Here is a 19,121-nt window from a genome sequence, read left to right on the forward strand (position 1 = left end):
AGATGGAATAAATTTGTGAAATTAATCACAAAAAAACGGCTTATCCATATTTCAAAGATAAGCCGCTCGAAGGAGGGTTATTTTTCCAGGGTCATAAGCTGGCGTTCGTGAACTTTAAAGAAGGGGCGGTAGAGCATCCAGGCGTTGAAAATGGCAAACAGACACATGCACATATTTTTCCAGCTACCGTTTGCCGACCACGCGGCCCCCAGCGGAGAAGGCATTGACCACGGGAGCATAGCCACCGCTCGATCAAGTACACCAAGTTGCGTGAGATACCAGGCAATACAGGCATTTATCAAGGGAACAAAAATAAATGGCAGCAAAAATACTGGGTTCATAATGATGGGAAAGCCGAACAATATCGGCTCGTTGATATTAAAAAGCGACGGCAACAGCCCTATTTTCCCGACACTTTTAAGCTGCCGCGACCGGCTGCGCATCGCCATAAATACCAGAGGCAGCGTGGAACCAATTCCGCCAATCAGGAGATAAAAATCCCAGAAGCCTTGCAGATAAATATGTGGCAGTACAGCTTCGCCCATGGCAAGCGCCCGCTGGTTTTCAAACAGATAGGTTAACCAGAACGGGTTCATAATACCGGTGACAATCAATGCGCCGTGGATGCCAACGAACCACAAAAGGTTACAGATAAACAATGAGATAAGTACCGCGGTCAGAGTATCCGAGGCAACAATCAATGGCTGGAGGGCTTCGCTTATCAGCTGCGGGAGGATCCGCCCTGTAGCCTGTAGCATTAGCGCGTTCATCACGCTGATGGATAACATGATCACCAGTAGCGGAATTAATATCTGGAAGCCGTTTCGCGTCATCACAGGCACTTCTTCCGGCAGGCGGATACACCAGCCTCTATTATAGAAAAAACGAATAATTTCAATGGAATAAATACTTGATATCAGTGCGGTAAACAGCCCCATTCCTCCCAGAAAAATGTTGGTAGCCCCATTATCGCGAAAACCAATAAACAACAAAAACGAGAGGCATCCGGTCAATCCGCAGAGCCTTTCCGGGAGTTGGTACTGTTTGGCGAGACTGGCGCTGGCACCAAAGGCCACAATCAGAGCCACCAGTCCGAGCGTCAGTTCGAAAGTTGGCAACAACATTGGACGCAGTTGCTGGTAGAGTTGTCCAAAGAACGATGAACTAGAAATGGTTATCGGAGGAAACAGGAGCGGCACCATCAGACTGCCCACTATCACAAAAGGCATTGCCAGGGCAAAGCCATCTCGCATCGCCGTAATATGCTGATTTCGCGTAATTATATTCGCGATAGGTGTTAAACGTTGCTCTATTAAATCCACAACAACATTCATTAAATGAATGTTCATAATTCAACCTTAGTCATTCCTGAATAGCCGCGATGATCGCGCACATCACGATAAAGTGAAAGCCTCCCTCTGGTGATCATGGTCACAATTAGATAATCCATTAATGGAAAGCGCTTTCCGTTTTGTTCCGTGATGGCTATATTCCAGCCATCAGTTAACAGGAGTCGTTATGAAAAAAATCATGTTGTGTTGCTCTGCCGGGATGTCCACCAGTCTGCTGGTAAAAAAAATGGTTGAGGAAGCCCAAAAGCGTGGAATGGAAGCGGAAATCAAGGCCTTTGGCGTGGCCGAATTTGCCGAACAGGTTGGCCACTACCAGGTGGTATTACTGGGCCCACAGGTCAAGTACATGCAGAGCGATCTGCAAAAACAAGCCGACAAATATGGGATCCGAGTCGAGCCGATCAACATGATGGACTACGGCATGCAAAAAGGGGGCGCCGTGCTCGATTTCGCACTCACCCTGATAGATAACAAATAATTAAGGGAAATCCCATGAGCTCTCTGTACTCAAAACTCATCAGCATCATTGAACAGAAAATCACACCGATGGCAGGTGCCGTCGGTCAACAAAAATATGTGACCTCAATCCGTGATGGTTTCATTACTGCTCTGCCCTTTATGATAGTTGGTTCGTTCATGCTGGTGTTTATTTTCCCACCGTTTTCGCCTGATACCACCTGGGGGTTTGCACAAGCGTGGCTGAAATTCTCGCTGGATCACCGCGATGCGCTGATGCTGCCGTTTAACTTCAGCATGGGCATTATGACGCTCTTTATATCGGTTGGGATCGCCGCAAGTCTTGCGAAACACCATGAACTAGATCCGCTGACCGCCGGAATGCTGTCACTGATGGCTTTTTTACTGGTCGCCGCACCGCTTAAAGACGGGCATATCTCAACGGCCTATTTTTCCGGCCAAGGGATCTTCACCGCCATTCTGGTCGCCATCTATTCCACCGAACTGTATGCCTTCCTGAAACGGAACAATATTACGATCCGCCTCCCGCCGGAAGTACCGACAGGCGTGGCACGCTCGTTTGAAATTTTAGTACCGGTTCTGGCCGTCGTCGTTACCCTGCACCCACTCAATCTTTTTATCGAATCACAACTGGGGATGATTATCCCAGAAGCGATCATGTCGCTGGTGAAACCTCTGGTTGCCGCCTCTGATACCCTGCCTGCAGTGCTGCTCTCTGTGTTGGTGTGCCAGGTTCTCTGGTTCGCCGGGATACACGGTGCACTCATCGTCACGGGCATCATGAACCCCTTCTGGATGGCAAACCTGTCAGTTAACCAGGCAGCAATGGCGGCGGGCTCAGCGATCCCTCACATCTACGTTCAGGGGTTCTGGGATCATTATCTGTTGATCGGCGGCGTCGGCTCCACACTGCCGCTCGCCTTCCTTTTGCTGCGCAGCAAAGCCATCCATTTACGCACCATTGGCCGCATGGGCGTGGTACCGGGACTCTTTAACATTAATGAACCCATTTTGTTCGGCGCACCGATCATCATGAACCCGCTGTTTTTCCTGCCATTCGTATTAGTGCCGATGGTTAATGCCACGCTTGCCTGGTTTGCGCTGGATCTCGATTTAGTCAGCCGCGTGGTCTCAATGACACCGTGGACTACACCGGCTCCTATCGGCGCGTCATGGGCCGCCAACTGGAGTTTCAGTCCGGTCATTTTGTGTCTTATGTGCATGGTGACATCCGCTGCGATGTACCTTCCGTTCCTGAAAGCCTACGAAAAACAGCTTATGGAGCAAGAGAATGAAAACGCGGTTGAACACTCGCAAGATGCGGCGCAGTCCGCCTGACAGATGTAATCAGAGGTAATACATGGAATTAGAAGAACAAGTTATGGGCATCATCATCAATGCGGGCCAGTCGCGCAGCCTGTGTTATGAGGCGCTAGGTTGCGCCAAACGTGGTGACTTTGAAGCCGCAGTTGAACGAATGAAAGAGGCAACGCACTATGCTCGCGAGGCGCATCTGGTGCAAACGCAGCTCATTGAAGCCGATGAAGGCGAAGGAAAAACCAAAATGACGCTGGTAATGGTTCACGCCCAGGATCACCTGATGACGTCCATTCTGGCCAAAGAGTTGGTGACTGAACTCATCGACATCTACCGCACCCGCCCGCAACAGGCATAACGATAACCAGGAGAGGCTTTGGCCTCTCTTTTTTTACAGAGGGTTGTATGCACCATCTCGGACTGGATATTGGCGGCACAAAAATGGAAGCTGTGCTGCTCTCGCCGCAAGGGGATTGTCTCTGGCGTCAACGGCGCCCTACACAGAAGGAGAGCTATGATACATTTATGCTGCATCTTGTTAGCCTGATTGAGGAAGCACGCTCAATCAGCCCAGTGCCATTCAGCGTAGGGATCGGGTTGCCGGGTGCCATTGACCCGCAAAGCGGGCTAATCAAAAACTGTAATTGTCTGGTGCTCAACGGCCACGATCTTAAAACCGATGTAGCTGCTCGTATCCAGCAACCAGTGTGGATTGCCAATGATGCCGATTGTTTCACCCTCTCAGAAGCAGTGGACGGTGCGGGTGCAAAGGCGGATACAGTGTTTGGCGTGATTATAGGAACCGGCTGCGGCGGTGGGGTTGCCGTACACAAGCGCTTATTACAAGGCCCGAATGCCATTGCCGGTGAATGGGGGCACAACCCACTTCCAGGATATACACCAGCGAATGACGGTCCTGAGCAGCCTTGTTATTGCGGTAATATTAACTGTATTGAAACCTTTATTTCCGGCACTGGGTTTGCACGTCGTTTCCCGGCTAAATTGACATCACAGGAGATTATCGAAGCCGCCGAACAAGGAAACCCGCAGGCTCGTGCACACTGGCAGCATTTCATTGACGCGTTCGCCCGGAGCCTCGCGTCAGTCATCAATATTCTGGATCCTCAAGTAATTGTGCTGGGAGGCGGACTATCAAACATCAGCAGAATTTATCATGAGCTTCCGGACGCAATAGTACCGTATATCTTTTCCAATTCCTGCCACACGCGCGTTGTTCCGGCCCGATTTGGCGATGCCAGTGGCGTACGCGGCGCGGCCTGGCTTCCTGGTCTTAATGCGCGGGAAACATGACGTTGACGACAGGTGATGTGGCGATTCTTCGGGAGGGTTATGTTAAGATGATGAAAACTCACCACGCAGAAAACACTATGCCAACGATGGATGATGTATCACGATTAGCCAATGTTTCCAGAGCAACGGTTTCCCGCGTGCTAACAGGCACGCGAGGCGTACGCGAAGAAAGCCGTGAAGCGGTTTTACGGGCGGTAGAAGAGCTGAATTACCGTCCAAGCTTCGCCGCGCAAAACCTGGCGAGTCAGTCATCAAGCTATATCGGCGTGGTGCTTTCCTCACGTGATGAGAACAGTGGTGCACGTTTACTTCCCGCACTGGCACGCGCCATGAAATTGCTCAACAAAACACTGATCGTCCAGTATGTCGATAACGCCATCGAACATGCTTCTTCGGTGGATGAACTACAGCGACAATGCGCTGCCGTTGTGGTGTTTGGCCCTATTCCGCCGGGAAGTGCCGATAACGTTATCTCATTTGATCGGCCAGTCGTAGACGCGAAAAGTCAGGGCTACGATTTCGCTTTTGCTGCTGAGAGCGCCTGCCGCTATATGATCGGTAAAGGCCACCGCAATATCGCACTGGTTATCGATAATGATACGGACGACACCAGCAAGCGGATGGTGGAAGGTTATCGAAACGTACTGCAAAATTACTCATTTCCGTTTAATCGCCAACTGGTGTTAACAGCCAATGAGGACGTTGAACGCGCACTGCTGACGCTGATAAACAGTCTGAGTAAGTTCACCGCAATCGTAGTAAAACGCGATGCTTACGCAGCAGAAGCAATGCGACTGTTCCGTGAATTCAATATATCCGTGCCGCAGGAAGTGTCACTGCTCAGCCTAGAAGACTCTCCGCTGGCCACACAGTTATACCCACAACTGACATGTATTTCCTGGCCGATGGAGCCCCTGCTGAACCAATGTGTACAGCGCATTAAGAGTCTGGTTGAAGGCCGTCCACTTCGCGAAACGGAACTACCACCGATCATTGGTAAGCTCACTCCCCGCCAGTCGGTGATGGAAGTGAGTTAACTCTATGCTTTATGGGAGTAATATCATGAATGCACTCCGACCGTTAGGTATCCTTACACTGCTCTTCGTTGTTTCCAACACCGTTTTAGCCCAAGAGGCGAGCCTGCCTCTAAAAGAAGAAGTCCATACGGATGAGGGTACGCTTTGCGTTTATGAACGTGCGGAACATCGCGAAAAAATTGTGATTCCTAATGGAAGAGAATGCCCGCAAACTATACAAAATACCCACTGATTGCAGACAGCAGCTTGTTCTTTTTCTGGATTATTAATGGATATTAACTTCCAACGTTTGATCTCAATATTTTTGTGTAAGCATCGCTGCAAAATGAACCATCTATTATTTAGAGAGTCTCTTACGCTCCAACTTCCGCTACTAAAACGGAGGGGATGAGCAGACTGAGCTGGAGGTCCGCTGTGAGCGATATGCGGAAGTTCGCAGTTGATCTCGTTGCCAAACAGTCACATTACTAGCATTGCGGCGTGTTAATCAACGGGCAGCAGATCAACCATCTCAGGTCTCTCGCAGCGCCAACAGCAATATCCCTTAAGAAATATTGACTCAGATGCTTAAGAATGCTGAGACGGCTGTTTTATTTGAAAGTAGTCCTTTTGCGGACATGGCATCGAAGTAACTTTTTAATGCCTCACGCTTAAGAGCATCATTAGTGTTCCACACAGGTCCCAAGTACTTCACCCAGAGTTCAACCTCCTCGACTGTGTGTAATTTTGACGACACTAAAGGTTTAGCGGTTTCTATGATGCTTATAGCTGTATCTCTATTGATTACATTGTCTGGTATCGACCAATGTGCCTTACCAAGACAATCCGTATAAAATGATATTTGCTTTAATTGATCCAATATAAAGGGATGTTCTGATTCATCGCTGAAAATTGGTGCAAAATCGTTAAGATTCCTAGCGCCTTTTTTAACTGCATCAAGAAACACCCACATCATATTTTTTTCAGTATGTGAGCGATACCTGTGCCAAATCTGTTTGATATCTTTGCCATCTTTCAACAGCGACATCTCTCGAAGTATTGACACCTTTCCTGCTTCTTCTATAGCTAAGATTGCCAGAGAGGTAGCTGAGGGATAGCGTTCTAAATCAAACAAAGCAGAGGCATCGTTCAGAAGCCTTCGTGCGTTAGATGATGCAGCATTCATGCCTTCTACAATTTTCTCAACGGCAAGTGTATTTTTCCATTGCTCTAGTTTTTTTGCCATAATGTTTGCTCGAGTTAAAAATTTCATCAATCTTAGGACACATCATTCCTGTTGAAAAGCTAGATGCCCTACTGTAAGTGTAAGTATCCCTGCAAAACGAACCATCAATTTTTAGAGGACCTCTGGCGCTCCAGATTCTGCTCTTGGTACACAGCAGACCGTTTGCTTTGCATCGAAATCTTAATCTTTTTTTCAGCAAATGGCCCTTCACTTCACCTTTAACGCCAGCACATCAGGTTGAACGGTTCCCGTGATCACGGCTCCGCAATTACGTTTTTTTATTTTTTAAAATTTTTTCAGCCAATTCTGCACCAATTTTACCTTTCATTGCTTTTAATATTTTTAAAAGAGTAAGCTCATTCTTGTAACGCGACTTCCTTTTAACGTAAAACTCTTGATATTCTTCAGGTGATATTTCTGATAGTAGATATCTTTTCATTAATTCAGTTGGTTCAATTAATAAACCTTTGGCTTGTTCTTCATTCAAAGCAGGAAGCATTAAGAAGAATAAAGGTTTTAACCGCTCTGTTATTGCTATCAAACGTTTCAAATAATGTTGTGGAACACCTCTTATTGCAAAATGCAGTGACTGCTCAGATTCATTTAGAAAGTCAATTGCTTCACGCTTTGAAAAGAATAAGGGTATTACATCTCTTCCGTTATGTTTTTGTGCAAACTTGTAGTATGAACCTGAAACATTATCTTCCTCTCTTTCCATCAAAATCCAAAAAGGCTCGCCGATCCAGTCTTTTGTAGGTAAAGTTGAATTTATCAAGTAATCGGCAACCAATATGTTAAATTTTGGCAAATCATCAGTTGTCAGTAAAGTAATACCATGTTTTTCTGCGTATTCTTGTGCGCCACTTTGGTAACCAGACTTACTGACTATTACCCCGATAATATTCCCAATATCTGTGATTTTGTTGCAAAATGGCATAATAGTATCGCGGTCAAGCGGGCGACTGTGATATTTACACTCTATCGCTACACGATGTATAAAACCTGCATTTTCAAATTGGTAATATACATCAATTTGATATTCACCTTTTAATCCCTTAAGGATAACGTTACGACTAACTTCCACTCCATTATCTCGTGGGTTAAGCAAGGTCGAGTAGACATATTGGGTATAACTTTCTAAATCATTCCAGGTTTTAAGCATTGTCATTTTTCCCTTATAAATCATTTGAATAGAGTACCTGATGTACTCGCTATTCTAATTATCAAAACCATACTACCATGCTTCCATCTGGGAATTTTAAGCTAATTTGGAGATATATCCTACATAGACGAAAATAGCTTTTGCTTCCCATTGGTTCAACCCTCATTTACCACATTTGTTGCACCTATACTGACTTCAGCCACCTCAAGCTCTTTTCTTTAACATAGTCCGCGTCTGGCACTGAGCGGACGATATAACTGAGCTGAAGGTCCGCTGAGAGCGAGGAGCAGAAGTTATATTAAAAATTAATTAGCACGTTGATTTAATCACCATGAAGGATAATTAGGGTTTTTTCCTCTTAAAAGAGATACTTTGTCAATTATCTCAACAGAAGCAGTTCTATAACCCTCCTGCTGAAGTAGGTGAACTGCATAATCTCTTAATTCTTGAAAAGTGGAAAAGCCGTTACTTTCGATGAGCATTATAATTATCTTAATATACTTAAAGATTTGTTCAGAGGATTCGTTCGCGTTGACGTTAAGTTCGTAAAAATCTTTACCATCATGAACAAGCTTGTTTCTTACGTCAGTATATAACTCGTCATAAACTTCTAGGTTTTTCTTAAATTTGATTAGTGAGTTATTACATGTAAGTGCTGCAATGTAGGTCCTTTGCTTCCATCCTTTCCAATTTGGGTCAATATTAGCAAGACCATCAAGTGCAAAGACTAGGTTTAGAAATTGTGATTCCGCGCCAATTGAATAAAAAGATTGCCTACATGCCCTAACTACGGAGCTAACTAATTTTGAAAGTTCATTTTCAACTATTCCATCGTAGATAGAAGATAAATATTGCAACCCAGGGTAATACAAGCTGTCAACCTGTGGGCCTAGCCAATTATTACTCACGGCAAGGGGTCTTGATATTCCACTTATCTTAATTGGTTTAAGATGAGTCATCTCACGAGGAATGATTTCTACATCATAAAATCCGTCAGAGCGTTGACCTGCAGGATTAGGGGTATATTCCATACGTGTAAATGAGCTGTGAGAAAATCTGACTAAATCAAGCGCATATTCAGCTATAGACAAACACATGTTTATAACATGGCTGTTATGATCAATGCTTGAATTAAGTTTTAATAAATCAATATATGGTAGGTCACAGTTAAACTGTATATACGAACCATCTTGCTCTGATAATCGCTTATGTGACTCTTCATCAAATTGTCTTCCGCAATAAAAAATATACTTTCCGATCTCGATGGTTTCCTGAATGAAAATCTTCTCAATCGGCACAATAACTATGCACTCCATATTTTTGTTTTTACCCTCTAATTCAGCTAATTCTAGGTTAGAGCTTCTTGATTTAGCTAACTCTATTTCTACCCACTCAAAGCATATTGAGAAGTCTTCTAGAATTTCGATACTGCTTTTTTGATAACTATCCTTAGTGTATTTAAATGTAATGCCATCTCCTTCAGGATAGGCACTGGCCCAATATCCCATACCTCTTAACTTTTTTAGAGATGTTGAGATATCGTCGACTTTATTAATAAAATCCTCTTTTCGCCATAAAACATTGCCAGTGTAGTTTTCGTAAGGTGGTATTAAACGAGCTTTCATATAACTTCCTTATTATCCAAGAGGATGTGACTGAAATTTTTATCAGACTTATCTACAATAATATAAATTGACATGAAAAATCTACTCAACAATTAACCGTTATGATTTGCTTGCGACGACTAAAACATACCGATGGGTCGCATCCGCTCCTCGCTCAAAGCTGACATTTGAGTTTTGCCCACCCCGGATGTCTAAACTTAGCTTTGGCACTCATAGTAGCAGTTTGATCCAGAGGTCGAATTTTAGATTGGGTCATATTTGGGTTATTGCCTTATCATTATGACCACTGACAGATTCGCCGCCGCAAGTTCTCTTCGGTCTTTTTAGCTCCGTGCAATAACCTTCTTCCAGATACAAAACCCGGTCCGCAGATGCAATAGTTTCCGGGCGATGGGCAATGAGCAGGACAGGTAGTCCCAGCTTTCGTAGCGTCTGACTTATTTGAATTTCACTCTCAACATCAAGGTGGCTGGTTGCTTCATCGAGCAACAAGAACCCCGGTGTCTTATACAGTGCTCTCGCCAGCAGAATACGTTGCTTTTGTCCTCCGGAAAGTCCTCCACCGGTTTCCCCGATTAATGTCTGATATCCCATCGGCATTGCCAGTATATCTCTGTCAATTAGTGCAAGACGGGCACACTGATTCATACGTTCAGGATCGCGGTCATCACTGAAAAAGATGATGTTATCTGCTATCGAACCCCGGAACAGATGGTCATCCTGCAAAACAGTACCAATGCGTCGGCGTACCCGGAAATAATCAGGGTGGGTATGCGGGATACCAAATGTTGTGATTGTTCCTTCATCAGGGATATGAATCCCCAGAATGAGTTTAACCAGCGTCGATTTACCACATCCGGATTTACCCGTAATAGCGACCACTTCGCCTGGCTTCAACGTCAGCGATACGCCGTGGAGAATTGGCTTATTGCTACCCTTATGGCTGAAAATTATCTCTGCCAGCGATAACGAAACATCGGTATTTACGGACTCTATTCCCCGGAATACAAAGGGTAAGGTAGATACCCTGCCATCCTCCTGAACAGGTTGCTGCTGATGGCCTTCTGTCGGGGTGAGCACAATGTCAGCCAGACGCTCGTTATAAACATCAAGCATACGCCAGGCAAAAAACTTATCCGTCAGGCTGCTGATACTCGAAGAAAAACGCATCTGGTAAGACAAATAAGCCACCAGCATCCCAACGGTAAAGGTACCGTTCAGTACTTCGTCAGCACCTTTCCATAAAATAGCAGCCGATACCATACTGCCGGTCAAGGTATGCGCAATGTCATAACACATCAGTAATCGACTCTGGCGTAACTGTGTATTCCTGCGGGTTACGTTTAAATTCAGCCAGGCGGCTTCGCGGTGGGCGGTCACACCGTTTATCCTCAGACTCAGTATCCCGTTGAGTGTTTCAAGAAAATGCCCGGACTCTCTTGCACCGGCATCCCAGGCATCTTCCGCCGACTGCCGCAGGGAAGGATACCAAAGCGCTCTGAGTACACCGTAAATGATGGCTGCCAGTACCGCGATCAGCGTCATTTCAGGGCTGTATAGCAACATCATGCAGAGGGCTGTCGCGACAAGCAGTACATCAAGAATACCTTCCAGTACCTGCGAGGTCAGCGCCTGCTGGATAGTATTTACCGCATCAAACCGGGCATTAATACTTCCTTTGCTACGCGCATCGAACCAGGACAGAGGGAGGCGCACCAGATGATGAAACACCCTGGCCGTCCACTGCATATTAAAATTCACGGAGAGGGTGATACTTGCCCACTGACGGGCCAGTGACAGCAGCATCTGAGTCAGCGACAACAGTACCAGGGCAATGATAATGACGGTTAACAGGCTTCGATCGGCGGCCACAAGGACCTCATCGATTACCAGTTGGTTGAGAAGAGGACTTCCCAGTGTCAGGAGCTCCAGTGCCAGGGCAAAAATGATAATTCGCGACATTGCAGGGAGCAGACCGGTCGTCTTACCTATCAACTGGCGGAGACGTATTTTTTTTCTTTCATCCCTGGCGGTGAAATCGCTGGCTGGCATCAACTCCAGCGCAACGCCGGTGAAGTGCTTACCAGCCTCCTGAATAGAGAGGGTAACTTTCCCTTTGTCGGGATCATATATAATCAACTGGCTCCCGCGAACCTTATGAAGCACGACAAAATGATTCATATTCCAGTGGAGAATACACGGCAGTGATAAGGACTTCAGATCTTCCGGTTCTAACCTGACCGCACGGGAGGACATTCGGATACCGGCTGCACACTCAATCAACCTTTGAAGGGTCATCCCATGAGTACTGATGCTGAAGCGTTCACGGAGTGTAGGTAAATCCGTCTGCAGGCCATGCCAGCAGGCCATCATCGCCAGACACGCCAGACCACACTCCGCTGACTCTGTCTGACGAATCAGGTGAAACCGTTTTTTCCCTGTCCAGTTTAATGATTCCATTACAGTTTTCCTTTCAGGCTCCAGAGCGGTTCTGTCAGCCACTCCCATAAATGACGTGTATCCAGACTGACATCACCCTCAAGCGTCATACCGGGGCGCAGGGTTTCTTTTTTTCCATAAGCCAGGATAAAGGACTTATCCGGCACGACTATGACGCGGTAATGCCCTTCATTCTCCTTCCATGTAACAGGGGATAGAGAGAGTAAGTCCGATGGGGTCAGCGTTGTACGGCTGATTTCACGTATAGTGCCGTATTGAACGCCAAACTTCTGATAAGGAAAGGCAGCGAACCGCAGAGCCACACGCTGCCCCGGCTGAATGAACCCGGCATGTTGACTGGTGGCATAGAGTTCAATCTGTAGACGTGCGTTGTCAGGCACTACCGTCATTACAGGCTCCGAGGCTCTGACAGACTGCCCCTGTCTGACCAACACTGCTGCAACGGTACCGGATACGGGCGACGTCAGGGTGAAATTCTCCTGTCCTGCCAGTTCGTCCTGCTGTTGTCTGATCCCCTGAAGCTGTCTGTCCAGTTCGGCTCTACGGCTTTCCCCCTGGACGATGAGGTGATTAAGATCGTCTTCAGCGGCTGTTCTTGTGGTGCTCAACTGAAGAAGTCCCTGACGCTGGTCCTCAACGTTTTGCTGTGTCGCAGAGACATCAATTTGTTTCTGCTGGAACTCTATATCCGAAACGTAATGTGTGCCGGCCAGTATTTTATAGCGCTCCATGACGGAGGTGGCTAGCTGGACCTGACGTTCAGCCAGCATCAGCCGTTGCTCAGCACTTTTAATCTGTGGTTGCAGGGAGGCAATTCGCTGTCGCACTGCTTCCTGCTGCTGACGGTTATCCCGTGATTCCAGGGTCTGCTGAGAGGCCAGCATAGTATATTGTGTCTTCAGGGATTGGCTCATAGCCGCCAGTGTACCGTCCCCCTGTCCGTTGTAATGCTCGCCGCTAATGTGGTAGAGAGATTCCCCGGCGGCGACATGCTGGCCTTCACATGCCGCCAGCCTTGTGACGTACCCGGCATACTGCGGGATTATTTTTATTAATCCGGATGAGGGCATTACAATGCCAGAGAGATGTGCCTTGCGGCTATAGCTCCCATAATAAACAAACGATGCAACACTCAAGGATAAAAAAAATGTTGCAACTGCTATGAAGGACGTACCTGAAGATGATGGAATGATTATATCGCCGTGTGAGGTTTCATTCTGACATTCTAAAGATTCCTTTCTGAACACAACCATATTTGTAATAACCTGCGCATTAAAAAATAAACATCCTCATTTCTGAATACTGGAGGATAGTGAAAGACAAAACCTTTTTAGTTCTGCTGTAAATAATAAAATAGCGAATAGAACTACCTTATATAAAAAATATTGCGCATGCATTATAAAAAATATCAGCAAAGTAATAACCTAGGGAAGTAGTAAGTATTTCTTATACACTATACAGATAAAACCATACATGCACCCTTAATGCCAGATATGTTTTTATCGCTGTAACTCCCACCAGTCCATCATTTGAAGAACTCTCCTCTCTTAGCCTCGCTCCCCAAAGAGGAGCGAGTTATCTTAATATGGACGAAACCAGGCAGAGAGTCTGTAGCGTCCCAAATGAGTAACTATCTTTTCCTAAGCCAGAAATAAACGCCAGAAACCAAAGCAACTATAATTGCCTGGAGTGAGTACAGATAAATATCACTAATATTTAAAGAATTTAATATCAATCTAGATGAGAATAAAATTATAAACAATAAAAAACAAAATACGATTGGTGCCATAATAATTCTGACTACATCAGTAAAATTGGCTTTACTCATCATTTTCTCATTAACTTTATATCATCAATTATTATTGATGATGTTATATAAGGAAAAAATCAATAACTACAACTATTATTACCAGCGATTGCAAGTTCCGATACCGACAGGGGTGTGAGATACACTTGGTGCATCATGAACACGATCTGCGATATTTCCGCCAATATTTGCGCCAATGCCTGAACCAATAGCCGCACACATAGGTCCTCCAACTTCGGTCCCAATAGCAGCACCTAGAGCCCCTCCGATAGCAGAACCAATGTCGTGCCCTATTCCACTAGACCCCTTAGAGGAACCACTGGAGGATCTTCCTGAGTTAGAGCAGTCGTGATCACCTGCATTACCACCACCACTGACCTGAGATATTTCATCAAAACTTAATTCTCTTATGCCTGACATAAAATCCCTCTTTTATCTTGTTTTACATTTCGTGCGAGATGACTATTGCACGCACAAAAAGTGTGTGAAAAGTGAATACTTGTAAAAATATGTAAACTTATAATTTTTTCACAACATATTTGGCTTAAGGTGTAGAGAGGTCAATTCAAGTGTTTTTACAACTACTTATCTTTGTAGGCGGACAACTCAATGTATACCTACATTACTTTTCCTGGTCATATTTCGGAGAGTCAACAGAGCCTAAACTCAATAGTCCCAAGGCTAATCAACGGGGAGCAGGTCATCGCGAGTTGTATCGCCGAAATTTGATAAACAATCATCTGCTAGATGATTGTTTATTTAAAATGTGGAGGAAATGCTTTGTTTACATTGGATAATCACCAACGACACTCCCCTGCCATACCACCAGGATCAGTATCATGCCAGCCACCACCTCGTTCACTACCTCCAGGTTTCATACAGTTTTGCATGTAAGACTTGATACCATCGACAGCCGCACCTCTTATTGCCCCACGTACAAAAACAGTTGTGGCTCCTCCGACAATACCTGGAACTCCCCCAGCTATCCCTGAGATACCCCCAGCTATCAAACCGGCGTAACCAGAAGCTATGGCACCATGCATTGCATCGTTCTTAACAGAATTCCAGCAGTGGTCATGGTCACCCGAATTACCACCACCACTTACCATTAAAATATCATCAGCGCTTAACTCTATAATATTATTCATTTTTTCTTTTCCTTCGAGATAAAATCCACAGCTACTATAGACATCCCTACATATAATAAAATGATTTCTGTAGAGTACTCTTCCAGGCTACTGAACCTTTCTATGAGAAAAGCTAGCGGTATACAAAGTAAAACTGCTATCGCCTCAAGAATTATAAATAGCTTTATGTTTCGCTTACGTTCTTTCGCTGGCATCAAGGATGACATTTTTCACCTTTAATCTTCGAGAAGCATTAATTTCAGACTTCCATTCTCTTTGATAAAAATACAATCAATGATTGAGTCACTTGTATTTCACAACCCATATTGAAATAATACACCAACATAACAACAATGCGTATATAAATAAAAGAAAAAATGCCCCCCTAAGTAAATATTGCATCCCGGTTAAAATGCACAATATTTTTAATTAAATGGCTTTGTATTTGATTGGCCTTTCAATATCAGACCAATAAATACTTTCACCACAGAAAACACTCTCAGCAATGAGTAAGGAATTACCTTCCCGCATGTATATATAATACTGAAAATAATAAATACCTTCAGTATCTTTTGAATTGAAGTAGTTACATCAATCTGATTTAACATTATAACAGCATAGTAAGTGATAAAAATAACGATAATAACACTTAGAGTTGTGCTAATACATTTCTCTATAGACATATATATACCATTAGCGAAATGGAGGGCCACTTTTTGAGTCAGAATCTGAAGATGGACGACAGCCAGCAATCATACCTGTGATAGATGAGATTGTGCCAGTTATGCTTCTGCTGGCTACAGCGCCAGCAAGTCCAGCTGTACCACCAAGTAGTGCAAGCCCACAATTACTAGTTACGTCATTGACCAAGTTGGCACCAGCCATACCGGCTGCTATGTTCGGTTGGAAGCCATTAGCTTATCCGCCATAGTTGGTGCTGGCAGCACGGCCAGAATTACGCTCGTGATCTCCAGCATTGCCACCACCACTGACCTGAGCTATTTCATCAAAACTTAATTCTCTTATGCTTGACATAAAATCCCTTTATTATCTTGTTTTACATTTCGTGCGAGATGACTATTGCACGCACAAAAAGTGTGTGAAAAGTGAATACTTGTAAAAATATGTAAACTTATGATTTTTTCACAACATATTTGGCTTAGAGCAAAGAGAGATCAATTCAAGTGTTTTTACAACTACTTATCTTTGTAGGCGGACGACTCAATGTCTACCTACATTACTTTCCCTGGTCATATTTCGGGGAGTCAACAGAGCCTGAAACTCATTAGTCTCAAGGCTAATCAGAACAATGACAGTATAGTCATGATGATTTTCTAAATGGATATGAGATGTAATGCAGGTGTAATCAGTTAGCTACACCTCACTGGCACTAAGTTAAACTGAGTCAGTGTATGAGACGCTAACTCAAGAGTAATTAAGGTATTTTATCTAGACTTACCTGAAATTATATACAAATTCCATAGAGCGATAACTGAAACTGCAATATATAGCAGAGTATTAAGCTGATTACTTTGTTTGAACGGTTCTGGCACGATGCTCATCATCCTGAATGCACCAATGTTAGCAATATAAGTGAGGATTGTCAGACATATCGGGTATTTTATCCCCAGATCTCTCATTCTTTTCGTCATAATCAACATGCAACAGTATACCGATATCAGAAGCAATACAGCCAGTAACAGAAGCATACTTAATACCAACCAGGCTGGTATTACCTCTGTAACAGAGGTACTAGTTATTTTCATCGTTAAAACCGTAAAGGCCAACTGAAATAAAACAATCAGAAACTGATAACAAAGAGCACTAAAACGGGAAAGCTTTTCTGTTTTCCAACCAGAGAAAAAAGCCTTCCGTATAGACCTTAACATTATTCTTCCTCTTCTCTTTTAAATGAACACTTATCCCTTATAAGAGCATATACATTTCAGAGGTCTTACGCATCTATTTAGCGGATGCGAGTGCTATTATTATAAAGATGACTCTGTGCATAGAAGCATCAATTCACCACCTTGTTATCGCTTTGCTACAAGGCGCAGACCAGGTCAGCATATCGTTTAAGCAACAGAAACGAAAAAACCCTGCGATATTGCTATCGCAGGGTTTTCGAATTTGGCGGAAGCGTAGAGATTCGAACTCTAGAACCCTTTCGGGTCGCCGGTTTTCAAGACCGGTGCCTTCAACCGCTCGGCCACGCTTCCAAAGTGAGGCGCACTATAAACATCTCTGCGCACTATGTAAAGCGGGAATTGAAGATTTTGAAAGTGTTCCTGTTTTTCCTGTCCCGGACATTTTTGCACATATGTGCAAAAAATTAGCAAAACTGTAACATTGCCTCGATATATTCCCGACTGTCTTTCACAGTCAGGGGTAAACGCGTGTCTTACCAATCCGATATCAACCCACGCCATAGCACGTGGCGCAAGGTCCGCCATACGCTGTCAATTGTCAGCCATGAGCCCGCCAATCTTCTGGGTGCGCTGCTGCTGATGCTGTTCAGCTGGATAATCCTCGCACCGGTGATGTCGGTGTTGCTGAATGCCGTTCTGGTGCAGAGCGGTGATGAAGGCCGCACCGGGGCAACAGAAGGATCATTTACCGCCTGGTATCTGCTGCGTACGTTAACATCACGCATGTCAGAGCTGCTGCTCTGGACGCCGCTTCTCAATACCCTGGCGGTGGCGCTGAGCACTGTCGCCATGGCGTTAATCGTCGGGGTCGCGCTGGCGTGGCTGATTAATCGTACCGATATCGCGGGCCGAAAATGGTTTGCCACCCTGCTTATCGTGCCGTTTATGCTGCCTTCGTGGACCTTTGCGCTGGCGTGGAGCACCATTTTCAAAAACCACGCCATCGGCGGCCAGCCGGGCTGGCTGGAGGCCATGGGCATCCAGACTCCGAACTGGATGGCCTACGGTTACTTCCCGATTGTCACCATTATGGTGCTGCACTACGCGCCACTGGTGATCCTGATTGTCGGAAACGCCCTGAAGCGCATGGACAGCCAGATGGAAGAGAGCGCCCGGGTACTTGGCGCCTCTCGCGGGGTTATCGCCTTTAAAATTATTATCCCGCTGGTACGCCCGGCGCTGCTTTCAAGCGCGCTGCTGATTTTCGCGGACTGTATCGGCGAATTCGCCCTGCCCTACATTCTTGGCCTGCCGGTGCATTTCGATACCCTCTCCACCGGGCTGTACCGGGCGATAAGTACGCGTCAGTCTGGCGTGGCAGCGGTAATTGCAACGGTCATTATGCTGATGGGGATGTTGACCCTGATGCTGGACATGAAAATGCTGCGCGAAGCGAAACGCTTTGTGACCCTGGGCGGTAAAGGCGTGATGGAACGCCGCCGCACTCTGGGTCGCTGGCGTACCGCCGCTGCCGCACTGCCACTGCTGTTCGTGCTGCTGGGTGTGGCAATCCCCCTGCTGACCCTGTTCCTGTCGACAGTGATGATCCTGCCCGGCCGCTTTACTGCCGAAAACTTTACCTTCGATTACTGGATTGGCCACAACCTCGATACCGTGGCTCTGCACAACGGCATTCTGCTGACGCCGGAGTTCTGGCACACGGTGTGGAACACGCTGGTGATTGTCGGCTCGGCCTCCATCGCCTGCGGTGTGCTGGGCCTGCTGGTGGGTTACGCGGTGATGCGCTGTCACTTCCGCTGGGTTGCCGCCTTCCTGCGTCAGCTGACCTTCCTGCCGTATCTGGTACCCGGCATTGCCTTTGCCACCGCCTTTCTTTCGCTGTTTGCCGTGGCCCGAGGGCCGGTTCCGGCGCTGTACGGAACACCGCTTATCCTGATTCTGGCGCTGATTGCCGAAAAAATGCCTTACGCCAGCCGCTCGGGGATCGCGGCGATGACCCAACTCGGGAAAGAGGCCGAAGAGGCGGCGCGGATCGCCGGAGCTGGCTGGTTAGCCCGTATCCGCCGCATCGTTATCCCGATTCAGGCGGCGCCGCTGGCCACCGGGATCCTGCTGCCGTTTATCTCAGGAATTAAAGGGGTCAGCCTGTTTGTGATCCTTGCCACCCCGGCAACGGATGTGATGACCACCTGGTCCCTGCGACTGATTGACTACAACTACCAGCAAGCGGCCAACGCCGTGGTGCTGATGATTGCCCTGATTTCATGGGCTGGCACGGTGATTATTCAGAAAATCACCGGCACCGGTCTGGCTGATGGCCTGGAGAAATAAG

The 19,121-nt window shown here is 46.0% G+C and carries 13 protein-coding genes and 1 tRNA gene; 6 read left to right on the plus strand and 8 right to left on the minus strand.

The features are described 5' to 3' along the window. Window positions 1-77: 77 nt before the first annotated feature. The gene (locus F3J30_RS09190) at window positions 78-1,349 is read right to left on the minus strand and encodes a PTS transporter subunit EIIC (protein WP_166717036.1); all 1,272 of its coding nucleotides are present in this window, start codon (window positions 1,347-1,349) and stop codon (window positions 78-80) included. Window positions 1,350-1,518: 169 nt separating this feature from the next. On the opposite strand from F3J30_RS09190, the gene F3J30_RS09195 reads away from it, so the two are divergent. The 5 genes from F3J30_RS09195 to F3J30_RS09215 all read left to right on the plus strand — a co-directional run bounded on the left by F3J30_RS09195 (window position 1,519) and on the right by F3J30_RS09215 (window position 5,494). Further along, window positions 1,519-1,830: a PTS sugar transporter subunit IIB gene (locus tag F3J30_RS09195; protein WP_008502517.1), complete on the plus strand. Its 312-nt coding sequence runs from the start codon at window positions 1,519-1,521 to the stop codon at window positions 1,828-1,830. 14 nt (window positions 1,831-1,844) lie between these two features. Then, a complete protein-coding gene (locus F3J30_RS09200) occupies window positions 1,845-3,167 on the plus strand; it encodes a PTS sugar transporter subunit IIC (RefSeq protein WP_166717037.1) in 1,323 nt (440 codons plus the stop codon). Between the two features lie 22 nt (window positions 3,168-3,189). Continuing rightward, complete coding sequence (locus F3J30_RS09205) at window positions 3,190-3,504, plus strand: PTS lactose/cellobiose transporter subunit IIA (protein ID WP_166717038.1); 315 nt, start codon at window positions 3,190-3,192, stop codon at window positions 3,502-3,504. Window positions 3,505-3,551: 47 nt separating this feature from the next. Next, entirely contained in the window at window positions 3,552-4,457 is a 906-nt protein-coding gene (locus F3J30_RS09210; RefSeq protein WP_166717039.1) for an ROK family protein, read from the plus strand. A 77-nt stretch (window positions 4,458-4,534) separates the two neighbouring features. After that, complete coding sequence (locus tag F3J30_RS09215) at window positions 4,535-5,494, plus strand: LacI family DNA-binding transcriptional regulator (RefSeq protein WP_032623027.1); 960 nt, start codon at window positions 4,535-4,537, stop codon at window positions 5,492-5,494. A 559-nt stretch (window positions 5,495-6,053) separates the two neighbouring features. On the opposite strand, the gene F3J30_RS09220 is transcribed toward F3J30_RS09215, so the two are convergent. From F3J30_RS09220 to F3J30_RS09250, 7 genes are all read right to left on the minus strand, one after another. Then, window positions 6,054-6,719, minus strand: a complete 666-nt coding sequence (locus F3J30_RS09220; protein ID WP_211053186.1) for an AbiV family abortive infection protein — start codon at window positions 6,717-6,719, stop codon at window positions 6,054-6,056. Between the two features lie 268 nt (window positions 6,720-6,987). After that, the gene (locus F3J30_RS09225) at window positions 6,988-7,881 is read right to left on the minus strand and encodes a restriction endonuclease (protein ID WP_166717040.1); all 894 of its coding nucleotides are present in this window, start codon (window positions 7,879-7,881) and stop codon (window positions 6,988-6,990) included. Between the two features lie 326 nt (window positions 7,882-8,207). Then, complete coding sequence (locus F3J30_RS09230; RefSeq protein WP_166717041.1) at window positions 8,208-9,506, minus strand: hypothetical protein; 1,299 nt, start codon at window positions 9,504-9,506, stop codon at window positions 8,208-8,210. Between the two features lie 252 nt (window positions 9,507-9,758). After that, window positions 9,759-11,966, minus strand: a complete 2,208-nt coding sequence (locus F3J30_RS09235) for a peptidase domain-containing ABC transporter (RefSeq protein ID WP_166717042.1) — start codon at window positions 11,964-11,966, stop codon at window positions 9,759-9,761. Further along, on the minus strand, window positions 11,966-13,219 hold the full coding sequence (locus F3J30_RS09240) for an HlyD family secretion protein (RefSeq protein WP_166717043.1): 1,254 nt from the start codon (window positions 13,217-13,219) through the stop codon (window positions 11,966-11,968). The genes F3J30_RS09235 and F3J30_RS09240 overlap by 1 nt, the downstream gene beginning before the upstream one ends. Window positions 13,220-14,570: 1,351 nt before the next feature. Further along, a complete protein-coding gene (locus F3J30_RS09245) occupies window positions 14,571-14,921 on the minus strand; it encodes a hypothetical protein (protein ID WP_166717044.1) in 351 nt (116 codons plus the stop codon). 2,110 nt (window positions 14,922-17,031) lie between these two features. Further along, window positions 17,032-17,119: transfer RNA gene (locus F3J30_RS09250), tRNA-Ser, on the minus strand. A 177-nt stretch (window positions 17,120-17,296) separates the two neighbouring features. Between F3J30_RS09250 and F3J30_RS09255 the strand changes: the two genes are divergently transcribed. Next, a complete protein-coding gene (locus F3J30_RS09255; protein ID WP_166717045.1) occupies window positions 17,297-19,120 on the plus strand; it encodes an iron ABC transporter permease in 1,824 nt (607 codons plus the stop codon). The last annotated feature ends 1 nt before the right edge of the window (window position 19,121 follow it).

Origin of the sequence: Enterobacter sp. Tr-810 (genome assembly GCF_011752765.1) — a bacterium.
Classification (GTDB): Bacteria; Pseudomonadota; Gammaproteobacteria; order Enterobacterales; family Enterobacteriaceae; genus Enterobacter; species Enterobacter soli.

Coding starts and splice junctions, on each gene's coding strand:
- F3J30_RS09235 (WP_166717042.1), bottom strand. CDS start 11,966: ATGGAATCATTAAACTGGACAGGGAAAAAACGGTTTCACCTGATTCGT.
- F3J30_RS09215 (WP_032623027.1), top strand. CDS start 4,535: ATGCCAACGATGGATGATGTATCACGATTAGCCAATGTTTCCAGAGCA.
- F3J30_RS09190 (WP_166717036.1), bottom strand. CDS start 1,349: ATGAACATTCATTTAATGAATGTTGTTGTGGATTTAATAGAGCAACGT.
- F3J30_RS09240 (WP_166717043.1), bottom strand. CDS start 13,219: ATGGTTGTGTTCAGAAAGGAATCTTTAGAATGTCAGAATGAAACCTCA.
- F3J30_RS09195 (WP_008502517.1), top strand. CDS start 1,519: ATGAAAAAAATCATGTTGTGTTGCTCTGCCGGGATGTCCACCAGTCTG.
- F3J30_RS09205 (WP_166717038.1), top strand. CDS start 3,190: ATGGAATTAGAAGAACAAGTTATGGGCATCATCATCAATGCGGGCCAG.
- F3J30_RS09230 (WP_166717041.1), bottom strand. CDS start 9,506: ATGAAAGCTCGTTTAATACCACCTTACGAAAACTACACTGGCAATGTT.
- F3J30_RS09200 (WP_166717037.1), top strand. CDS start 1,845: ATGAGCTCTCTGTACTCAAAACTCATCAGCATCATTGAACAGAAAATC.
- F3J30_RS09245 (WP_166717044.1), bottom strand. CDS start 14,921: ATGAATAATATTATAGAGTTAAGCGCTGATGATATTTTAATGGTAAGT.
- F3J30_RS09225 (WP_166717040.1), bottom strand. CDS start 7,881: ATGCTTAAAACCTGGAATGATTTAGAAAGTTATACCCAATATGTCTAC.
- F3J30_RS09210 (WP_166717039.1), top strand. CDS start 3,552: ATGCACCATCTCGGACTGGATATTGGCGGCACAAAAATGGAAGCTGTG.
- F3J30_RS09220 (WP_211053186.1), bottom strand. CDS start 6,719: ATGGCAAAAAAACTAGAGCAATGGAAAAATACACTTGCCGTTGAGAAA.